Source organism: Lysobacter sp. MMG2 (assembly GCF_016735495.2).
GTDB lineage: Bacteria > Pseudomonadota > Gammaproteobacteria > Xanthomonadales > Xanthomonadaceae > Lysobacter_J.
In genome coordinates, this window is record NZ_JAERQY020000001.1 from 759,481 (window position 1) to 776,862 (window position 17,382).

Sequence of the window (17,382 nt, forward strand, 5' to 3'; positions counted from 1 at the left end):
CCTTTGCGCCGGATGGCAGGCATCCGTAGCGACGGGTCGCCCGGGGGGTGAGGCCATGCGATAATCGCCCCGCCGGCCGCTTCGCGCCTGGTCTGAAATGCTTTAGCTGGAGCCTGGAATGTCGATCGTCGTCCGCGACGTGCGAGAGCACGAGCTGGATTCCGTCCTTGCCCTCAACAACGCCGCCGGCCCCGCGATCCTGCCGTTGGATGCGGCGAGACTGCGTCACTTCTTCGATACCGCCGAATACTTCCGCGTCGCCGAGCGCGACGGGGCCATCGCCGGTTTCCTGATCGGCATGGGCAGCCACACGGACCACGACAGCAGCAACTTCCGCTGGTTCCGCGAGCGCTATCCGGATTTCTTCTATATCGACCGCATCGTCGTGGCCAGCCGCCGCCGCGGTGGCGGCGTGGGCCGCGCGTTCTATGCCGATGCCCAGAGCTACGCGGAGCTGCGCTACCCGCAGATGGCCTGCGAGGTCTTCCTGGAAGGCAGCAACGACCCCGCCCTGCTCTTCCACGGCAGCTTCGGCTTCCACGAAGTGGGCCAGCACATGATGGACGAGGCCGACGTGCGCGCCGCCATGCTGATGAAGCCGCTGTGCAGCTACACCTGGGTGCGCGACACCTACGGCGATGCCCTGCCGCAGGCGCCGTGGATCACCCGTCCGCGCACCGCCTTCGCCGCCCGCCGCGCCACGGGTACCGCCCTGTGAGCGCCGCCATGGATTTCGAACTGGCCGGTGAGCTCAAGATCGGCCAGGTCGGCATCGCGAACCTGCGCATCCGCACGCTCGACGTCGCCAAGCTGGTCGAGGAGATGCGCGGCCGCGTGCAGCGCGCGCCCAAGCTGTTCGCCCGCGCCGCCGTGGTGATCGACTTCGGCGGCCTCACCCGCACGCCCGACGAAGCCACCGCGCGCGCGCTCATCGAAGGCCTGCGCGACGCCGGCGTGCTGCCGGTCGCGCTGGCTTACGGAACGACCGAGATCGAGCGTCTGTCCGAGGCGCTGGGCCTGCCGCTGCTGGCGAAATTCCGCGCGTCCTACGAGCGCGACGAGGCCGCCGCCGCGGCCGAAGCGCCGGCACCGGCGCGTCGCGAACCCGAACCCGCGCCCAAGGCCGCCGCCAAGAGCGCGCCCGCAGCGCCCGCCCCCGCGACGTCGAACGCCGCGCCGGGCATGATGCAGTCGGTGCCCGTGCGTTCCGGCCAGCAGATCTACGCCGAGAACCGCGACCTGACCGTTCTCACAACGGTGGGGGCTGGCGCGGAGGTCATCGCCGACGGCTCGGTGCATATTTACGGTCCGTTGCGTGGACGCGCGCTTGCAGGCGCGAAGGGCAACGAACAGGCCCGCATCTTCTGCCGCGAGTTCCATGCCGAACTCGTCGCGATTGCGGGCCATTACAAAGTGCTGGAAGACATTCCCAAGGAACTGCGCGGCAAGGCCGTGCAGATCTGGCTCGAAGACCAACAAATCAAAATCGCGGCTCTGGATTGAGACCGCATTAACGGAGGATTTTTAGTGGCCGAAATTATCGTAGTGACCTCGGGCAAGGGCGGCGTCGGCAAGACCACGACCAGCGCCAGCCTCGCCTGCGGCCTCGCGCGTCGTGGCCACAAGGTCGCCGTCATCGACTTCGACGTCGGCCTGCGCAACCTCGACCTGATCATGGGCTGCGAGCGCCGCGTGGTGTACGACTTCGTCAACGTCGTCAACGGCGAAGCGAACCTGAAGCAGGCGCTCATCAAGGACAAGCGCTTCGAGAACCTGTACGTGCTCGCCGCCTCGCAGACGCGCGACAAGGACGCGCTGACGAAGGAAGGCGTGCAGACGGTGCTCGATGCGATGGTCGCCGACGGCTTCGACTACATCGTGTGCGACTCGCCGGCCGGCATCGAGAAGGGCGCCTACCTGGCGATGTACTTCGCCGACCAGGCGCTGGTCGTGGTGAACCCGGAAGTGTCCTCGGTGCGTGACTCCGACCGCATCCTCGGCCTGCTCGCCTCCAAGACGCGCCGCGCCGAAAACGGCGAGCGCATCAAGGAACACCTGCTGCTCACCCGCTACAGCCCCAATCGCGTGGAAACGGGCGAAATGCTGTCGGTCGGCGACGTCGAGGAAATCCTCGGCCTGAAGACCATCGGCGTGATCCCCGAATCCCCCGACGTGCTCAACGCGTCGAACAAGGGTGAGCCGGTCATCCTGGAAACCGAATCCAACGCGGCCCAGGCCTATGACGACGCCGTGGCGCGCCTGCTGGGCGACACCCGGCCGATGCGTTTCATCACCGCAGAGAAGAAGGGTTTCTTCAGCAAGATCTTCGGAGGTTGAGGAATGGGACTGTTCGATTTCCTGCTCGCCAAGAAGCAGACCGCCTCGATCGCCAAGGATCGCCTGCGCATCATCGTCGCGCACGAACGCGCGGGCCGCGGCGGCACGAGTCCCGACTATTTGCCGATGCTCCAGCGTGAACTGCTGGAAGTGATCCGCAAGTACATCAACGTCGACGCCGAAGCGGTGAAAGTGGACTTGATCGGCGAAGGCGACAACAAGGTGCTCGACATCTCGGTCGCGCTGCCGGAGAACCCGGCGCAGGCGTGACAAGCCTGACCTCCCCTTCTCCCGCGTGCGGGAGAAGGTGGCCGAAGGCCGGATGAGGGAAGCGAAGGGAAGCGACTCATCCGGCGTCGCTCCGCGCCACGCCCTCACCCTGGCCCTCTCCCGCAAGCGGGAGAGGGGATCACATAACGCACCATGCTCACCCTTTCCGACATCGACCACGACACCGTCGCCGCGCTGCTCGCGCGTTACGCCCTCGTCCTGCACCGCGTCGCGGACGGCGAAACGATCCCCGGCAGCTACTGGGGCGAGTGCGAAGCCGGCCTGATCGGCAGCGACGTCTACGCACGCGGCGACACGCCCGTGCATTCGCTGCTGCACGAAGCCGCCCACCTGATCGTGCTCCCGCCCGAGCGACGCGCGCAGGTCCACACCGACGCCACCGATTCCATCGAGGAAGAAGACGCCGTGTGCGTGCTGCAGGCGCTGCTCGGCGATGCGATTCCCGGCGTCGGCCGCGAGCGCGTGCTCGCCGACATGGACGGCTGGGGCTACACGTTCCGGCTGGGCTCGGCGAAGGCGTACTTCGAACAGGATGCGGACTCGGCCTGGGCCTGGCTGGCAGAACGCGGCCTGGCGGATTCCCGTACGCGCAGGTTGACGCTGCCCGTTTGAAGCCGTCATTCCCGCGAAGGCGGGGTCTTCTGGGACGCCGAACGGCGGCACTATCCACCTGAACGCACCACTCGCTCTCCGGAAAGCCTGATGCGCCGGAGACATGGATCCCCGCCTTCGCGGGGATGACAGCTTCGGTATCGGCGCTGGCGGTGCTCGCTGCACCGCACCACAACCTTCTTCCCTTGCGCCGGTCCCGCCCCGCCTCTAGCCTTCCGGGGCCTGCCGCCCTTGGCGCGCAGTTCTTACCGGAGAGAGCCATGACGAAACCCATCCGCGCCCTGCTCGCGCTCAGCATTACCGCGGCCGTGATCGGCCTGGGCGGTTGCAAGAAGGAACCGACCCCGACCACGACCACCGGAGCGCCCGCCACCGCGCCGGCCGGCGAGACCGCCGACCAGTTCGTCGCCCGGGTCAACGACGAGTATCGAAAGATGTATCCGGAGATGACCGCCGCGCAGTGGCTGTCGTCGACCTACATCAACGACGACAGCCAGCTGCTGTCGGCCAAGGCGAACGAGCGCTACCTCGCCCAGCTCAACAGCTGGATCGATCAGGCCAAGCGTTTCGAAGGCCAGCAGATGTCGCCGGAAACGGCGCGCGCGATCCAGCTGCTCAAGCTCGGCACCGCGATGCCGCCGCCGAAGAATCCCGAGCATCTGGCCGAGCTCACCCAGATCGCCACCAAGATGGAAGGCACCTACGGCGCCGGCACCTACTGCAAGGGCGAAGGCGACGACATGCAGTGCCGCCAGCTCGGCGACCTGGAAGACGTGCTGCGCAGCAACCGCGACTACGACGCGCAGCTCGACGCGTGGCAGGGCTGGCACACGGTTTCGCAGCCGATGCGCAAGGACTACGTGCGCTTCGTCGAACTGGTCAACGAAGGCGCGCGCGACATGGGCTTCGCCGACACCGGCGAGATGTGGCGCTCGGGTTACGACATGACGCCGGCGGAAATCGCCGCCGAAACCGACCGCCTGTGGAGCCAGGTCAAGCCGCTGTACGAACAGCTGCACTGCTTCGCGCGCACGCGCCTGGATGCGAAGTACGGCACCGATCGCGGCCACGTCGCCGGCAACATGCTGCCCGCGCACCTGTTGGGCAACATGTGGCAGCAGGACTGGGGCAACCGGTGGGACATCCTGGCGCCGTACCCGGACGCGAGCATTCCGGAAATCACCGGCGCGCTGGAATCGCAGTACAAGGCGTCGTTCGACGCGCAGCTGACCAAGAACCCGGGCAAGCGCTCGCCGGACGACCTGGCGCAGATCGAGCAAGACGCCAAGCTCGCCACCGCCAAGCTGATGACCGAACGCGCGCAGGACTTCTACACCTCGCTCGGCATGGCCAAGCTGCCGGAGAGCTACTGGTCCAAGACGCAGTTCATCAAGCCGCGTGACCGCGACGTGGTCTGCCACGCCAGCGCGTGGGACATGAACATGGCCGGCGACGTGCGCACCAAGATGTGCATCAAGCCCAACGAAGAAGACTTCACCACGATCTACCACGAGCTCGGCCACGTGTATTACTACATGGCCTACAACAAGCTGCCGCCGCTGTTCCAGCAAGGCGCGCACGACGGCTTCCACGAGGCCATCGGCGACACGATCGTGCTGGCGATGACGCCGCAGTACCTGCAGTCGATCGGCCTGGCCGGCGACCAGCAGGTGAGCAACGAGGCGCTGATCAACGCGCAGATGCGCATGGCGCTGGCGAAGGTGTCGTTCCTGCCGTTCGGCCTGATGATCGACCGCTGGCGCTGGGGCGTGTTCGACGGCTCGATCAAGCCGGCCGACTACAACAAGGCGTGGTGGGAACTGAAGGCCAAGTACCAGGGCGTCGCCCCGGTATCGGCGCGCGGCGAAGAGTTCTTCGACGCCGGCGCGAAGTACCACGTGCCGGGCAACACGCCGTACACGCGCTACTTCCTCTCGCACGTGCTGCAGTTCCAGTTCTACAAGGCGCTGTGCGATGCGGCCGGCCACAAGGGCCCGCTGTACGAGTGCAGCTTCTACGGCAACAAGGAAGCCGGTGCGAAGTTCCAGGCGATGCTGAGCAAGGGCGCGAGCCAGCCGTGGCAGAAGACGCTGAAGGAGCTCACCGGCGGCGAGCAGATGGACGCCTCGGCGGTGCTGGAGTACTTCGCCCCGCTGCAGACGTGGCTGAAGCAGCAGAACGAAGGCAAGACCTGCGGCTGGCAGGCCGATGCCAGCGTCGCCGCACCGGCGCCGACGGACAAGCCGGCGGCTCCGGCGAAGAGCTGATCGCGCTTCGTTCGCGGTACCACGAAAGGCCGGCGCAAGCCGGCCTTTCGCTTTGATGCGGCTCAGTCCGGCGCGGTGAGCTGCTCGCAGCGCCGCGCGAGCTTGTCCACCAGCGCCAGCACGGTGGCCGACGCTTCCGTGCGATGGTGCAGCGCCAGGCGAAGTGGACGCATCACGGGCAGGCCATCGCGCGGTTCAAGAACGCGATGCCCCGCGCGCACCGCCCGCAGCGGCAACAGGCTGATGCCGAGCCCGTCGGCGACCGCCGCCTGCAGGCTCGCCAGGCTGCCGCTGGAATACGCGATGCGCCACCGCCGCTGTTTCGCGTCCAGCGCCTGGAACATCTCTTCGCGATACAGCCCGCCGACCGGAAACACCGCCAGTGGCAGCGGATCGAGCGAGAGGCACGGATGGTCGCGACTGTCGATCCACGCCAGCCGTTCCGGCCACGAACGCACACCGCCCGCGCCACGCTGCTTGACCAGCACGACGTCGAACTCGCCCCGTTCATAACCGGCCGACAGCGCGCCGCTGAGCCCGCTCGTCACTTCCAGTCGCAGTCCACCACGATGACGCGCGAAAGCCGACAGCACCGGCGTGAGCGCCGCGCCCGCCAGATCCTCCGGCACGCCCAGGCGCACGACCTCCTCGCGATCGCCGCCGCTCATCGCCGCGCGCGCCTCATCGCCCAACTGGAGCAGGCGCCGCGCATAGCCGAGCAGGCGCTCGCCGGCCTGAGTGGGACGCACGCCGCCGGGTTCACGTTCGAGCAGTCGCTGCCCGACTTCCTCCTCCAGCCGCCGCAGCTGCTGGCTCACGGTGGACTGGGTCAGGTGCAGCGCCTGGGCCGCGCGGGTGAAGCCGCCGGATTCAACCACGGCGACGAAGCTGCGCAGAAGCAGGGGGTCGTACATGGGGCCGCCATTCGATTTCCCACTGGAGTGGATGGGATTATTTAATTGGGCGATGCCACGCGCAAACCGTATGGTTTCCCCGATCCCCGAATCCCGCCGCCGTCCATGAACAAGCCCCTGGCCCTCTCGCTCGCCCTGCTGGTCGCCGGCCACGCGTCCGCCGCCGAGCGCGTCGATCTGCTCGTGCGCGACGCCACCGTCGTCGACATCGCCACCGGCAAGCTGCACCCCCACCGCAGCATCGCCGTGCGCGACGGCCGCATCGTCGCCGTGGTGGATGCCAAGCGTGCGAAAGCGTACGAGCCCGCGCAGGTGATCGATGCAAGCGGCAAGTTCGCCATCCCCGGCCTGTGGGACATGCACGTGCACTTCGGCGGCGGCGAAGCGTTGATCGGAGAGAACCGCAACCTGCTCCCGCTGTACGTCGCCCATGGCATCACTGCCGTGCGCGACGCCGCCGGCGACCTGAGCCCGAGCGTCTTCCAATGGCGCGACGCCGTCGCCGACGGCAAGCTCCCGGGTCCGCGCATCTTCACGTCCGGGCCGAAGATCGAAGGCTACAAGTCGATCTGGCCGGGCGATCTGGAAATCGGCAACGTCGCCGAACTCGATGCCGCGCTCGACCAGCTCCAGGGCTGGAAGGTCGACTTCGTCAAGATCACCGACAACACGCTTTCGCCGGAGCTGTTCATCGAAGCGGTGAAAAACGCCGACCGTCGCGGCCTGAAGACCTCCGCGCACGTGCCCTACGCGCTGACGCTGGAGGAAGTCAGCGCCGCCGGCCTGGATTCGATCGAACACCTGGACTACGCCTACAAAGCGGGATCGCCGCTGGAGAAATCGCTGGGCGAGAAGATCGCCAGGGGCGAGACCACCAGCCGCGACGCATGGACGCAGTGGAACGCCACCTTCGATCCCGCCCGTGCGATGGCCGCCTACCGCAACCTCGCTCGGCACGGCACCGCGATCACGCCGACGATCAACGGCAGCCGCGTGGTGACCTACCTCGACCAGGACGATCACCGCGACGACGACTACCTGAAGTACATCGGCCCGGGCCTGCAGGCGACCTACACCTGGCGTGTGGAGCGCGCGGCGAAGGACGATGCCGCCGCCGTCGCGCGTCGCCACGAACGTTTCGAGACCAGCGCCAGCGTGCTGCCGATGTTGCAACGCGCCGGCGTCACGATCCTCGCCGGCACCGATGCGGGCTTCCTCAACTCATACAACTATCCGGGCATCGGCCTGCACGACGAGCTGGGCTGGCTGGTGCATTACGGCCTGACGCCGCAGCAGGCATTGCAGGCGGCGACGATCAACGGCGCGCGCTTCCTCGGCCACGATGACGAATACGGCACGCTGGCGCCGGGCAAGATCGCCGACGTCGTGCTGCTGGACGCCGACCCGCTGCGCGACATCTCGGCGACGCGCAGGATCCACGCCGTCGTCCTGCGCGGTCAGGTGCACGATCGGGCCGATCTGGACGCGATGCTGGCCGACGTGGCGCGTCGTGTTGCGGCGCAGCGGGCGCAGGCGCCAGCGAGCCCCTGAGCGGCGGCGCTTCCCCAAATAGCGGAGGCGGTCGTACCCTGCGCGCATGAACCGCGCCGACCGCCTTCCCGACCTCGCCCCGCAGCCCCTCGACCACGCCACCGCCCTGCCCGCCCGCTACTACGCGGACCCGGCGATGGTGGCGCTGGACCGCCGCGCCATCTTCGACGCCGGCTGGCAACTGCTCGCCCACGTCTGCCAGCTGCAGAACGCGGGCGACCACGTCGTCGGCGACTTCGCCGGGTTGCCGGTCATCGCGGTGCGCGGCGCGGACGACGAGATCCGCGTGTTCCACAACGTCTGCCGCCATCGCGCCGGCCCCATCGCGACCTGCGACGGCCTGGCCGCGAAGGCGTTGCGTTGCCGCTACCACGGCTGGACCTACACGCTCGACGGCACGTTGCGCTCGGCACCGGAGATGGGCGGCGCGCCCGACTTCAACGTAAGCGACGTGCACCTGCCGCAGCTGGCGGTGCGGGTGTGGCAGGGCATGGTGTTCGCCGCCGTGGACGAAGCGCGCGCGCCGGACTTCGACGCCTTCGTGGCCGGCATCGACGCGCGCATCGGCCCCACGCGTCATCTCGAACGCTACGGCCACCACCGTCGCGTCGGCTACGACGTCGCCTGCAACTGGAAGGTCTACGTCGACAACTACCTCGAGGGCTACCACGTCCCGCACATTCATCCGGGACTGAACAAGCTGCTCGACTACCGCAGCTACATCACCGACACGGCGCACTGGTACTCCTACCAGTGGAGCCCGCTGGAAAGCGGCGACGGCCTCTACGGCGACGGCGACGCCCTGTACTACTGGATGTGGCCGAACACGATGCTCAACATCCTGCCCGGCCGCCTGCAGACCAACCGCGTGATTCCCAAGGGCGTGGATCGCTGCCGCGTGGAGTTCGACTTCTACTACGCCGTCGACGAATCCGACACGGGCCGCGAACGCCGCCAGGCCGACCTGGACTTCAGCGATGAAGTGCAGCTGGAAGACCTCACCATCTGCGAAGACGTGCAACGCGGGCTGTCGTCGGGTTCGTACGAGCCCGGGCGCCTGAATCCGCTGCGCGAGAACGCGGTGCACCATTTCCACGAGCTGCTGCGTTCGGTGTATCGCGCGGATGGCGCGTGAGCGCGCTCGCTTCGCGTCCGTCCCGCAGATCGCATCGGAAGCGCCTCTTGTCCGTTCGCCCTGAGCGTAGGCGCGAAGCGCCGAAGTCGAAGGGCGCTGCCGGCATCAAGGCCCGCCCGTCCTTCGACTTCGCTTCGCTACGCTCAGGACGAACGGTGTATGCGCACCGCGCGTCGAGTCCGCCGAACCCTTCCCATCTGACGCCTCCATGACCACTTCCCGCCCTCTCGGCTTCTGGTCCGCCACCGCGCTCGTGGTCGGCAGCATGATCGGCTCCGGCGCCTTCCTGCTGCCGGCGGCGCTGGCGCCGTTCGGCGCGGCCAGCCTGCTCGGCTGGGGCATCACGCTGGCCGGCGCGATGCTGCTGGCGATCACCTTCGCCCGCCTGTCCATGCGCTGGCCGCAGACCGGCGGGCCCTACGTGTTCGCGCGCAATGCCTTCGGCGAGTTGCCGGGATTCGTCATCGCGTGGAGCTACTGGATCTCGATCTGGTGCGCCACGGCCGCAATCGCCGTCGCCTTCGCCGGCAGCATGGGGTCGATCTTCCCCGCGCTCACCGCGACTCCGCTGCGCGCGGCCGCGTGCGCGCTGGGCGCGCTGTGGGTGTGCAGCGGCGTGAACCTCATCGGCCTGCGCGAAGCCGGGCGCGTGCAGCTCGTCACCACTGCACTGAAGCTGCTGCCGCTGCTGCTGTTCGGCCTGGTCGCGCTGTGGTTCGTCGATGCGAAGCACTACACGCCGTTCAATCCCACCGGCGACAGCCTGCCCCATGTCGCCAATGCCGCCGTGGCATTGACGCTCTGGGCGATGCTCGGCCTGGAGGCCGCGACCGTGCCCGCAGGCTCGACGGAAAACGCGCAGGTCAACGTGCCGCGCGCGACGGTGCTGGGCACCCTCCTGGCCGGTGTGGCGACGATCCTCGCCTGCACCGCCGTGCTCGGCCTGTTGCCGGCCGAAGTGTTGAAGGATTCGCAGGCCCCGATGGCCGATGCCGCGCGTTCGCTGTGGGGTCCGGCGGCGGGCGTGACGCTCGCCGTGGTGATGGCGATCTCCTGCTTCGGCGCGCTCAACGGCTGGATCCTGCTGTCGGCGCAACTGCCGCTGGCCGCCGCGCGCGACGGCGTGTTTCCGAAGGTCTTCACCAAGCTCGATGCCGGCGGCACGCCCGTGTTCGGCGTGATCGTGAGCAGCCTGCTGGCCAGTGCGCTGGTCGCGGCGAACTACAGCCGCTCGCTCGTGCAGGTGTTCACCTTCTCGATCCTGCTCTCCACCGCCGCGACACTGCTGCCTTACGTGGTCAGCAGCATGGCATGGCTGGTGCGCGGCCACGGCGCGGGCAGTCGCATCGTCGCTGCGCTCGCGCTGGCCTACAGCCTGTATGCGATGTTCGGCATCGGCGCGGAAGCATTGGCGTGGGGCGCGGTGCTGATCGTCGCCGGACTGCCGCTGCACTGGGCCATGCGACGTCGCGCGGCGCTGGCGAACTAGAGCGTTTCGCCCGGCACGCCGGGCGCCGCCTCGCTGCGGCTGCGCAGGCGCGAAACGCGCGCTTCCCAGCGCCAGAATGCATAGCCCACCGCCAGGAACACAGTAGCCGCCGCCACCAGCCACAGCGCATGGCCGCTGATCCACGGCGACAGCACGCCGGCGATCAGCGCGTTCAGCACCAGGCTGGTGAAGGCCTGCAACGACGAAGACGAACCGCGCTGGCGCGGGTACATGTCCAGGATCGACAGCGTCACGATCGGAAACACCAGCGCGATGCCGAATGCGTTGAGCATCATCGGCAACACCGCCCACGGCACGCGCGGCACGTCGGTCCACAGGTTGTAGCCCAGGTTGAGCAGCATCGCGACCGCCGAGCAGGCGAAGCCGATCGACACCAACCGCGCGCCGCTGACCTTGCCCGCGCTGCGCCCGGACACGAACGCGCCCAGCACCATGCCGCTGATCATCGGCACGAAGAACCAGCCGAACTCGCGCTCGCTGAGCTTGAGGATGTCCATCACGAACGCCGGCGCCGAGGCGATGTACACCCACAGCGCGGCGAAGTTGAACGCGCTCGCTGCGGCCAGGCGCTGGAAGCGCGGATTGAACAGGATGGCGACGTAATCGCGCAGCAGGCGACGCGGCACCATCGGCAATCGCGCATCGACCGGATGCGTTTCCGGCAGCATGCGCCAGGTCGCAAGGATCAGCACCACGGCGAACACGACCAGGAACCAGAAGATCGCCGGCCAGTGCGCCCAGCCGAGAATCCAGCCGCCGACCACCGGCGCCACCGCCGGCGCCACGCCGAAGATCATCGACACCTGGCTCATCAGCCGTTGCGCGTCGTCGCCGTGCAGCACGTCGCGGATGACCGCGCGGCCCACGATCAACCCCACGCCGGACGACAGTCCCTGCAGCGCGCGGAAGGTCAGCAGCGTCGGCAGGTCCTTCGCCAGCGCGCAGCCGGCCGAGGCGATGGCGAAGATCACCAGGCCGCCGAGGATGACGCGCCGCCGCCCGATCGCATCCGACAACGGGCCGTGCACGATGCTGGTGAGCGCATAGGCGACCAGGTAAACGCTGATGGTCTGCTGCATCGCCAGCTTGTCCGCGCCGAACTGCGCGCCGATGGCGGGGAACGCGGGGAAAATCGTGTCGATCGAGAACGGCCCGAACATCGCCAGCCCGCCGAGCAGGAGCGCGAGTGTTCGGATGGGAATGGAGAGCGTGGCGGGTTGGCTGGGCATGGAGTGGGAGCGGGCTGGATACTGCGGATGATCATCAGGGTCGTCATTCCCGCGAAAGCGGGAATCCAGTGACTTCATCGCGCGTCAGGTCGCGGCCGGAGCAAGTCGCTGGATTCCCGCTTTCGCGGGAATGACGGAAGAACGGAAGACGCTCAGGTTTCGTCCGGCGCTCCTTTCAGCTCGACGAGATTGCCTTCCGGATCGTAGAGATACTGAGACGGCCCTTTGCCTTCTGCGCCGTAGCGCGAACCGAACTCGGCCACGTGCGCGCCGTATGCGTGCAGGTGGGCGAGGATCGCGTGGAGGTCGAACGGTTCGGCACGCAGGCACAGATGGTCCATGTTGCGGCCTTCGTGCCCGGGCGCGGCACCGCCCTGGCGGCCGATCGTGCCCTGCACATCGATCAGGTCGATCAGCGAGCGGCCGGCGCGCAGCTGGGTCAGGCCGATGGTTTCTTGTCGACGCTCGACGGTGCAGCCGAGCACGTCGCAGTAGAAGGCGACCATGGCCGGCACGTCGCGAACGCGCAGCACGACGTGGTCGATCTGCTGCAAGCGGAACGGCGGTGTGGGCATGGTCGGCATCCTGCGCGGGTGCACAGGATACCGCGAGCCCTACCCCTCTCCCTGGCCGCCTGTGGCGGCCTGTCCCTCTCAGCCCTGCACTCTCTTCGGTCGCCGCAAGGGGAGAGGGCAACGCAGGTGCTTCTCGCGGAGTTGCTGGAGCTGTTGCAGGTGCCCCGAAGGGGCGGAAGAGGGGGCGCGCAGCGCGAAGCAAAAAGAACGGGGCGGTTTCCCGCCCCGTCCTCCCACCACTACAAACGTGTCGCGCTACCCGTTACAGCTTGTGCGCAAAACCCACGCCCACCGAGCGCTCGTCGCCGCTGAACGCCGCACCGAAGCTGACCTGGCTCTTCTTGCCGACCGGCTTGGCGTAGCCGGCGGAGATCGCGCCATACCCCTGCTCCATGCCCAGGCCCACCGACCACGCACCGTTCGGGTTGCCCACGGCAGCCGCCGCGGCACCGGACGCCATCTGCGCCTGCGCCATCGACATCGCACCGTGCTGGCTGATGCTGCGGTCCTGCTTCATCACCTGGGTCGCGAGCTTGTCCATGCCATTCCACACGTCGTCGATCTTCTGGTCGGTGTAGCTGTTGGCCTGGACCAGCACTTCGGTGGTGTTCTGCTGCAGACGCGTGTTGAGCTGGGACACGTTGACCGCGTCGTGGTCGGCCACGCCGTCGGCGACGTTATGGATCGTCACGGCCGTGGTCGCGCCTTCGCCGCCCATCGTCATGCTGGTCTTGCCAGCGTCGTCGTAGGTCATCACCGACTTGGACTCGCCGTTGGCCCCGATCACGCCCGCCGACTTCAACTGGCCGAGGTTCACCGCATCGTTGTCGGCCTTGGCCGCGGCCACGCCCGTCACCACGCGGTCGCCCGCCGTGCCGGCCACGCTCACCGACGTACCGTCGCTGTCCTTGGCGACCGTGATCTGACGCGTCGCCGCATCCTGCTTCACCAGGCCCACTTCACCGTTATTGATCTGCGTGGTGAGGTTGTTGATGGCCGAGGTGTTGCCGGCGATGGCGGTGGTGCCCACCGTCAGCTTCGCGCCGGCCGAGGCCTGCTGCACCATGCCGATCGTGCCGCTGCTGATCTGCTGGTTGATCGTGCTGATGGACGTGGTGTTGTTGTACACGCGGCTGTCGATGTTGCTCATCGCATCGCCCATGTTGGTCACGGACGACTTCGAACCGTCGGCGTTGGTGACGTTGATGGCGGGATGACGTTGATGCCGGGGATGACGTTCATGCCGGGGACGACGTCGATGCCGGGATGACGTCGGCGCGCAGATGACCTGACTCAAACCGCCAGGCTGCGCTCCCGGGACCCGGCCTGCGCCGGGGTGACCACCAGGGAGCGCCAGGCCCGCCCATACATGCCCTGGCCCGGGCATGCAGCCAGCCCACCCGGGTATAATTCCCACGCAAGCAGACGGTGGGAGAAGCGGTCCCGGCCTGAATGGCCCGGATCGCTGCCGAAGGCGCAAACGCCCGGAATCGCTCAGGCCCCATTACCGCCGTCCGCTCACACTCTGGAGAGACCGACCGCCCCCATGGGGCCGGAACCGGCGCCGAAGGGGCAAGAAGCCAGCGGGGTCATCCTCCCCCGCCGAGCGCTTTGAAACTCTCAGGCAAAAGGACAGAGGGGCACTCCATGTGCGCGACCGCGCACCGCCGGCTTTCGAGCCAACTACGGATGCCCCCGTCAAATGAGCCAGAAGACCCCTTCCCTGCGCGCCCTTGAGCACCACGACGCCTTTCTCGAACGCCACATCGGCCCCAACGACGCGGAAGTCGCGCAGATGTTGGGCGTGGTCGGCTTCGATTCGCTGGAGGCGATGACCGACGCGATCGTCCCGGCGTCGATCAAGTCCGCCGCCCCACTGGCGCTGCCGGCACCGATCACCGAGGTCGAGGCCATCGCCAAGATCCGCGCCATCGCCGACAAGAACCAGGTCTTCCGCAGCTTCATCGGCCAGGGTTACTACGGCACGCACACGCCCAACGTCATCCTGCGCAACATCCTGGAGAACCCGGCGTGGTACACGGCCTACACGCCGTACCAGGCGGAGATCTCGCAGGGCCGCATGGAAGCGCTGATCAACTTCCAGACGATGTGCGCCGAGCTCACCGGCATGGAGATCGCCAACGCCTCGCTGCTCGATGAAGCCACCGCCGCCGCCGAAGCGATGACGCTGGCCAAGCGTTCGGCCAAGTCGAAGTCCAACACCTTCTTCGTGTCCTCCGGCGTGCACCCGCAGACGCTGGAAGTGCTGCGCACGCGCGCCGAGCCGCTCGAGATCGAGCTGGTGATCGCCGACGATGCTGAAGCGGCCAGCATCGACAGCTTCGGCGTGCTGCTGCAGTACCCCAACACCTTCGGCCAGATCCACGACTACAAGGCGCTTGCCGACGCCGTGCACGCACGCGGCGGCGTGGTCGCGGTCGCCACCGACCTGCTCGCGCTGACGCTGATCGCCGCACCCGGCGAATGGGGCGCGGACATCGTGGTGGGCAACACGCAGCGCTTCGGCGTGCCGTTCGGTTTCGGCGGCCCGCACGCGGCGTTCATGGCGTGCCGTGACGCCTACAAGCGTTCGATGCCGGGCCGCCTGATCGGCGTGTCCATCGACGCCGAAGGCAAGGCCGCGTATCGCCTGACGCTGCAGACGCGCGAGCAGCACATCCGCCGCGAGAAGGCCACGTCCAACATCTGCACCGCGCAGGTGCTGCTGGCGGTGATGGCGTCGATGTACGCCGTCTACCACGGTCCGGACGGCCTGCAGCGCATCGCGCGTCGCACGCACCGCCTGGCGACGCTCCTCGCCGTCGCCCTGCGCGATGCCGGCGTCACCGTCGGCCCGGACTTCTTCGACACGCTGCACATCGTCGATGTCGATGCGAACGCGATCCACGCCAAGGCCACGGCCGCGCGCATCAACCTGCGTCGCATCGACGATCGCAGCGTCGGCATCTCGCTGGACGAAACGACCACGCGCGAGGACATCGTCGCCATCGCCGCGCTGTTCGGCGCCAAGCTCGACGTCGATGCGCTGGATGCGAAGGCCTCCGACGCGTTGCCGTCGGGCCTGCTGCGCACCAGCGCGTTCCTCACGCACCCGGTGTTCAACACGCACCACAGCGAACACGAACTGCTGCGCTACATGCGCTCGCTGGCCGACAAGGACCTGGCGATGGACCGCACGATGATCCCGCTGGGCTCTTGCACCATGAAGCTCAACGCCACCGCCGAGATGATCCCGGTGACGTGGCCGGAGTTCGGCAACCTGCACCCGCTCGCTCCGGCGTCGCAGGCCAGCGGCTACAAGCAGCTGATCGACGAACTCGAAGCGATGATGGTCGAATGCACCGGCTACGACGCCGTCAGCCTGCAGCCCAACTCCGGCGCGCAGGGCGAATACGCCGGCCTGCTGGCGATCCGCGCCTACCACCGCTCGCGTGGCGAAGCGCATCGCGACATCTGCCTGATTCCGGATTCCGCGCACGGCACCAACCCGGCCTCGGCGCAGATGTGCGGCATGACCGTCGTGGTGACCAAGACCGACAGCAACGGCAACGTCGATGTCGAGGACATCCGCCGCGCTGCCGAAAAGTACAGCGACCGCCTCGCCGCGATCATGATGACCTACCCGTCCACGCACGGCGTGTTCGAGGAGGAAGTCGTCGAGATCTGCGAGATCATCCACAAGCACGGCGGTCAGGTGTACACCGACGGCGCCAACATGAACGCCCTCGTCGGCCTGGCGAAGCCGGGCAAGTGGGGTTCGGACGTTTCGCACCTCAACCTGCACAAGACCTTCTGCATTCCGCATGGCGGCGGCGGTCCGGGCGTCGGCCCGTGCGCGGTGAAGTCGCACCTGGCGCCGTTCCTGCCGGGCGCGCTGAACGGCGACGGCGTGAAGACGCAGGGCGTTGGCAACGGCGAGGTGGGCATGGTGTCGGCGGCGAGCTTCGGCTCGGCCTCGATCCTGCCGATCAGCTGGATGTACGTGACGATGATGGGCGCCGCCGGCCTGCGCCGCGCGACGCAGGTCGCGCTGCTCAACGCCAACTACATCGCCAAGCGCCTGGCGCCGCACTACGAGACGCTCTACACCGGCCGCAACGACCTGGTCGCACACGAGTGCATCCTCGACCTGCGTCCGCTGAAGGATGCCACCGGCGTGTCGGCCGAAGACGTCGCCAAGCGCCTGATCGACTTCGGCTTCCACGCACCGACGCTGAGCTTCCCGGTCGCCGGCACGTTGATGGTAGAGCCGACGGAGTCCGAGTCGCTGCACGAGCTGGATCGCTTCATCGACGCGATGATCCAGATCCGCGACGAGATCCGCGCAGTGGAAGAAGGCAAACTGGATCGCGAGGACAACCCGCTCAAGAACGCACCGCACACCGCGACCGCCGTGTCGGCGAGCGAGTGGACGCACGCGTACCCGCGCGAACTGGCCGCCTTCCCGCTGCCGAGCCTGCGCCTGCAGAAGTACTGGCCGCCGGTCGCGCGCGTGGACAACGTCTACGGCGACAAGAACGTCATGTGCGCGTGCATCCCGGTGGATGCGTACAAGGACGACGAGCCGGTGGAGGCGTAAGGCGCTTCTGCGTCATCGGATTGTTCGGCATCATCAGGTTGTAAGGCAGACGCCCCGCTTTTGCGGGGCGTTTGTTTTTTGGGGGATTCCGCTGCGGCGCTTCTCGCGATCGCGCCCGCCCTCACCCCAACCCCTTTCCCGCACGCGGGAGAGGGGCTAGGAATGAGCCATCCTGGCGAAGGTCTGCCAGAAACCGTCATCCCGGCGAAGGCCGGGATCCAGGCTGTCACGCCTTCCGCCACTTCTCGTCATTCCTGCGGAAGCTGGAATCCATTTTGCTGTTGCTGTTCATAGGCAGCCGGCAAGCGTGGAACGGCCCTGGAGAGTGCCGCCATGCGGCGGCCCAAAAGCCCCCGCCTTC

Annotated in this window: 14 protein-coding genes and 1 riboswitch; of the genes, 10 read left to right on the forward strand and 4 right to left on the reverse strand. The window is 67.7% G+C overall.

Annotated features, from left to right (window positions below):
- Positions 1 to 118: 118 nt before the first annotated feature.
- From JI752_RS03325 to JI752_RS03350, 6 genes are all read left to right on the forward strand, one after another.
- On the forward strand, positions 119 to 718 hold the full coding sequence (locus tag JI752_RS03325; protein ID WP_216959154.1) for a GNAT family N-acetyltransferase: 600 nt from the start codon (positions 119 to 121) through the stop codon (positions 716 to 718).
- A gap of 8 nt (positions 719 to 726) precedes the next feature.
- Positions 727 to 1,503 carry a septum site-determining protein MinC gene (gene minC / locus JI752_RS03330; RefSeq protein WP_216959156.1) on the forward strand — a complete coding sequence of 259 codons (777 nt, stop codon included), beginning with the start codon at positions 727 to 729 and terminating at the stop codon, positions 1,501 to 1,503.
- 24 nt (positions 1,504 to 1,527) lie between these two features.
- Positions 1,528 to 2,337, forward strand: a complete 810-nt coding sequence (minD, locus tag JI752_RS03335) for a septum site-determining protein MinD (RefSeq protein ID WP_216959159.1) — start codon at positions 1,528 to 1,530, stop codon at positions 2,335 to 2,337.
- A 3-nt stretch (positions 2,338 to 2,340) separates the two neighbouring features.
- Positions 2,341 to 2,607, forward strand: coding sequence for a cell division topological specificity factor MinE (minE, locus tag JI752_RS03340; protein ID WP_137834801.1), 267 nt, complete (start codon positions 2,341 to 2,343; stop codon positions 2,605 to 2,607).
- Positions 2,608 to 2,760: 153 nt separating this feature from the next.
- The gene (locus tag JI752_RS03345) at positions 2,761 to 3,240 is read left to right on the forward strand and encodes a hypothetical protein (protein WP_216959162.1); all 480 of its coding nucleotides are present in this window, start codon (positions 2,761 to 2,763) and stop codon (positions 3,238 to 3,240) included.
- A 260-nt stretch (positions 3,241 to 3,500) separates the two neighbouring features.
- Positions 3,501 to 5,507, forward strand: a complete 2,007-nt coding sequence (locus tag JI752_RS03350) for a M2 family metallopeptidase (RefSeq protein WP_216959164.1) — start codon at positions 3,501 to 3,503, stop codon at positions 5,505 to 5,507.
- Positions 5,508 to 5,569: 62 nt separating this feature from the next.
- On the opposite strand, the gene JI752_RS03355 is transcribed toward JI752_RS03350, so the two are convergent.
- On the reverse strand, positions 5,570 to 6,421 hold the full coding sequence (locus JI752_RS03355) for a LysR family transcriptional regulator (RefSeq protein ID WP_216959169.1): 852 nt from the start codon (positions 6,419 to 6,421) through the stop codon (positions 5,570 to 5,572).
- A 105-nt stretch (positions 6,422 to 6,526) separates the two neighbouring features.
- Between JI752_RS03355 and JI752_RS03360 the strand changes: the two genes are divergently transcribed.
- The 3 genes from JI752_RS03360 to JI752_RS03370 all read left to right on the forward strand — a co-directional run bounded on the left by JI752_RS03360 (position 6,527) and on the right by JI752_RS03370 (position 10,596).
- Complete coding sequence (locus tag JI752_RS03360) at positions 6,527 to 7,972, forward strand: amidohydrolase family protein (RefSeq protein WP_216959172.1); 1,446 nt, start codon at positions 6,527 to 6,529, stop codon at positions 7,970 to 7,972.
- A gap of 46 nt (positions 7,973 to 8,018) precedes the next feature.
- Positions 8,019 to 9,107 (forward strand): aromatic ring-hydroxylating dioxygenase subunit alpha, encoded by a 1,089-nt coding sequence (locus JI752_RS03365; protein WP_216959176.1) that lies wholly within the window; start codon positions 8,019 to 8,021, stop codon positions 9,105 to 9,107.
- A gap of 208 nt (positions 9,108 to 9,315) precedes the next feature.
- Entirely contained in the window at positions 9,316 to 10,596 is a 1,281-nt protein-coding gene (locus JI752_RS03370) for an amino acid permease (RefSeq protein ID WP_216959179.1), read from the forward strand.
- Here the strand turns inward: JI752_RS03370 and JI752_RS03375 are convergent.
- The 3 genes from JI752_RS03375 to JI752_RS03385 all read right to left on the reverse strand — a co-directional run bounded on the left by JI752_RS03375 (position 10,593) and on the right by JI752_RS03385 (position 13,583).
- On the reverse strand, positions 10,593 to 11,846 hold the full coding sequence (locus JI752_RS03375; RefSeq protein WP_216959182.1) for a multidrug effflux MFS transporter: 1,254 nt from the start codon (positions 11,844 to 11,846) through the stop codon (positions 10,593 to 10,595). The two genes, JI752_RS03370 and JI752_RS03375, sit on opposite strands and share 4 nt — an antisense overlap.
- 152 nt (positions 11,847 to 11,998) lie before the next feature.
- On the reverse strand, positions 11,999 to 12,421 hold the full coding sequence (locus JI752_RS03380) for a VOC family protein (RefSeq protein ID WP_216959185.1): 423 nt from the start codon (positions 12,419 to 12,421) through the stop codon (positions 11,999 to 12,001).
- A 262-nt stretch (positions 12,422 to 12,683) separates the two neighbouring features.
- Positions 12,684 to 13,583, reverse strand: a complete 900-nt coding sequence (locus tag JI752_RS03385; protein WP_254200336.1) for a hypothetical protein — start codon at positions 13,581 to 13,583, stop codon at positions 12,684 to 12,686.
- Between the two features lie 353 nt (positions 13,584 to 13,936).
- A riboswitch (glycine riboswitch) is annotated at positions 13,937 to 14,067 on the forward strand.
- 56 nt (positions 14,068 to 14,123) lie between these two features.
- On the opposite strand from JI752_RS03385, the gene gcvP reads away from it, so the two are divergent.
- Entirely contained in the window at positions 14,124 to 17,021 is a 2,898-nt protein-coding gene (gene gcvP / locus JI752_RS03390) for an aminomethyl-transferring glycine dehydrogenase (protein WP_216959191.1), read from the forward strand.
- Positions 17,022 to 17,382: the final 361 nt, after the last annotated feature.

What these genes read in the sequence shown, in the direction of transcription:
- JI752_RS03325 (WP_216959154.1), top strand. Translation starts at nt 119, where the DNA reads ATGTCGATCGTCGTCCGCGACGTGCGAGAGCACGAGCTGGATTCCGTC.
- JI752_RS03380 (WP_216959185.1), bottom strand. Translation starts at nt 12,421, where the DNA reads ATGCCCACACCGCCGTTCCGCTTGCAGCAGATCGACCACGTCGTGCTG.
- minC (WP_216959156.1), top strand. Translation starts at nt 727, where the DNA reads ATGGATTTCGAACTGGCCGGTGAGCTCAAGATCGGCCAGGTCGGCATC.
- JI752_RS03365 (WP_216959176.1), top strand. Translation starts at nt 8,019, where the DNA reads ATGAACCGCGCCGACCGCCTTCCCGACCTCGCCCCGCAGCCCCTCGAC.
- JI752_RS03350 (WP_216959164.1), top strand. Translation starts at nt 3,501, where the DNA reads ATGACGAAACCCATCCGCGCCCTGCTCGCGCTCAGCATTACCGCGGCC.
- minE (WP_137834801.1), top strand. Translation starts at nt 2,341, where the DNA reads ATGGGACTGTTCGATTTCCTGCTCGCCAAGAAGCAGACCGCCTCGATC.
- JI752_RS03345 (WP_216959162.1), top strand. Translation starts at nt 2,761, where the DNA reads ATGCTCACCCTTTCCGACATCGACCACGACACCGTCGCCGCGCTGCTC.
- JI752_RS03370 (WP_216959179.1), top strand. Translation starts at nt 9,316, where the DNA reads ATGACCACTTCCCGCCCTCTCGGCTTCTGGTCCGCCACCGCGCTCGTG.
- JI752_RS03355 (WP_216959169.1), bottom strand. Translation starts at nt 6,421, where the DNA reads ATGTACGACCCCCTGCTTCTGCGCAGCTTCGTCGCCGTGGTTGAATCC.
- JI752_RS03375 (WP_216959182.1), bottom strand. Translation starts at nt 11,846, where the DNA reads ATGCCCAGCCAACCCGCCACGCTCTCCATTCCCATCCGAACACTCGCG.
- JI752_RS03385 (WP_254200336.1), bottom strand. Translation starts at nt 13,583, where the DNA reads ATGGGCGATGCGATGAGCAACATCGACAGCCGCGTGTACAACAACACC.
- gcvP (WP_216959191.1), top strand. Translation starts at nt 14,124, where the DNA reads ATGAGCCAGAAGACCCCTTCCCTGCGCGCCCTTGAGCACCACGACGCC.
- JI752_RS03360 (WP_216959172.1), top strand. Translation starts at nt 6,527, where the DNA reads ATGAACAAGCCCCTGGCCCTCTCGCTCGCCCTGCTGGTCGCCGGCCAC.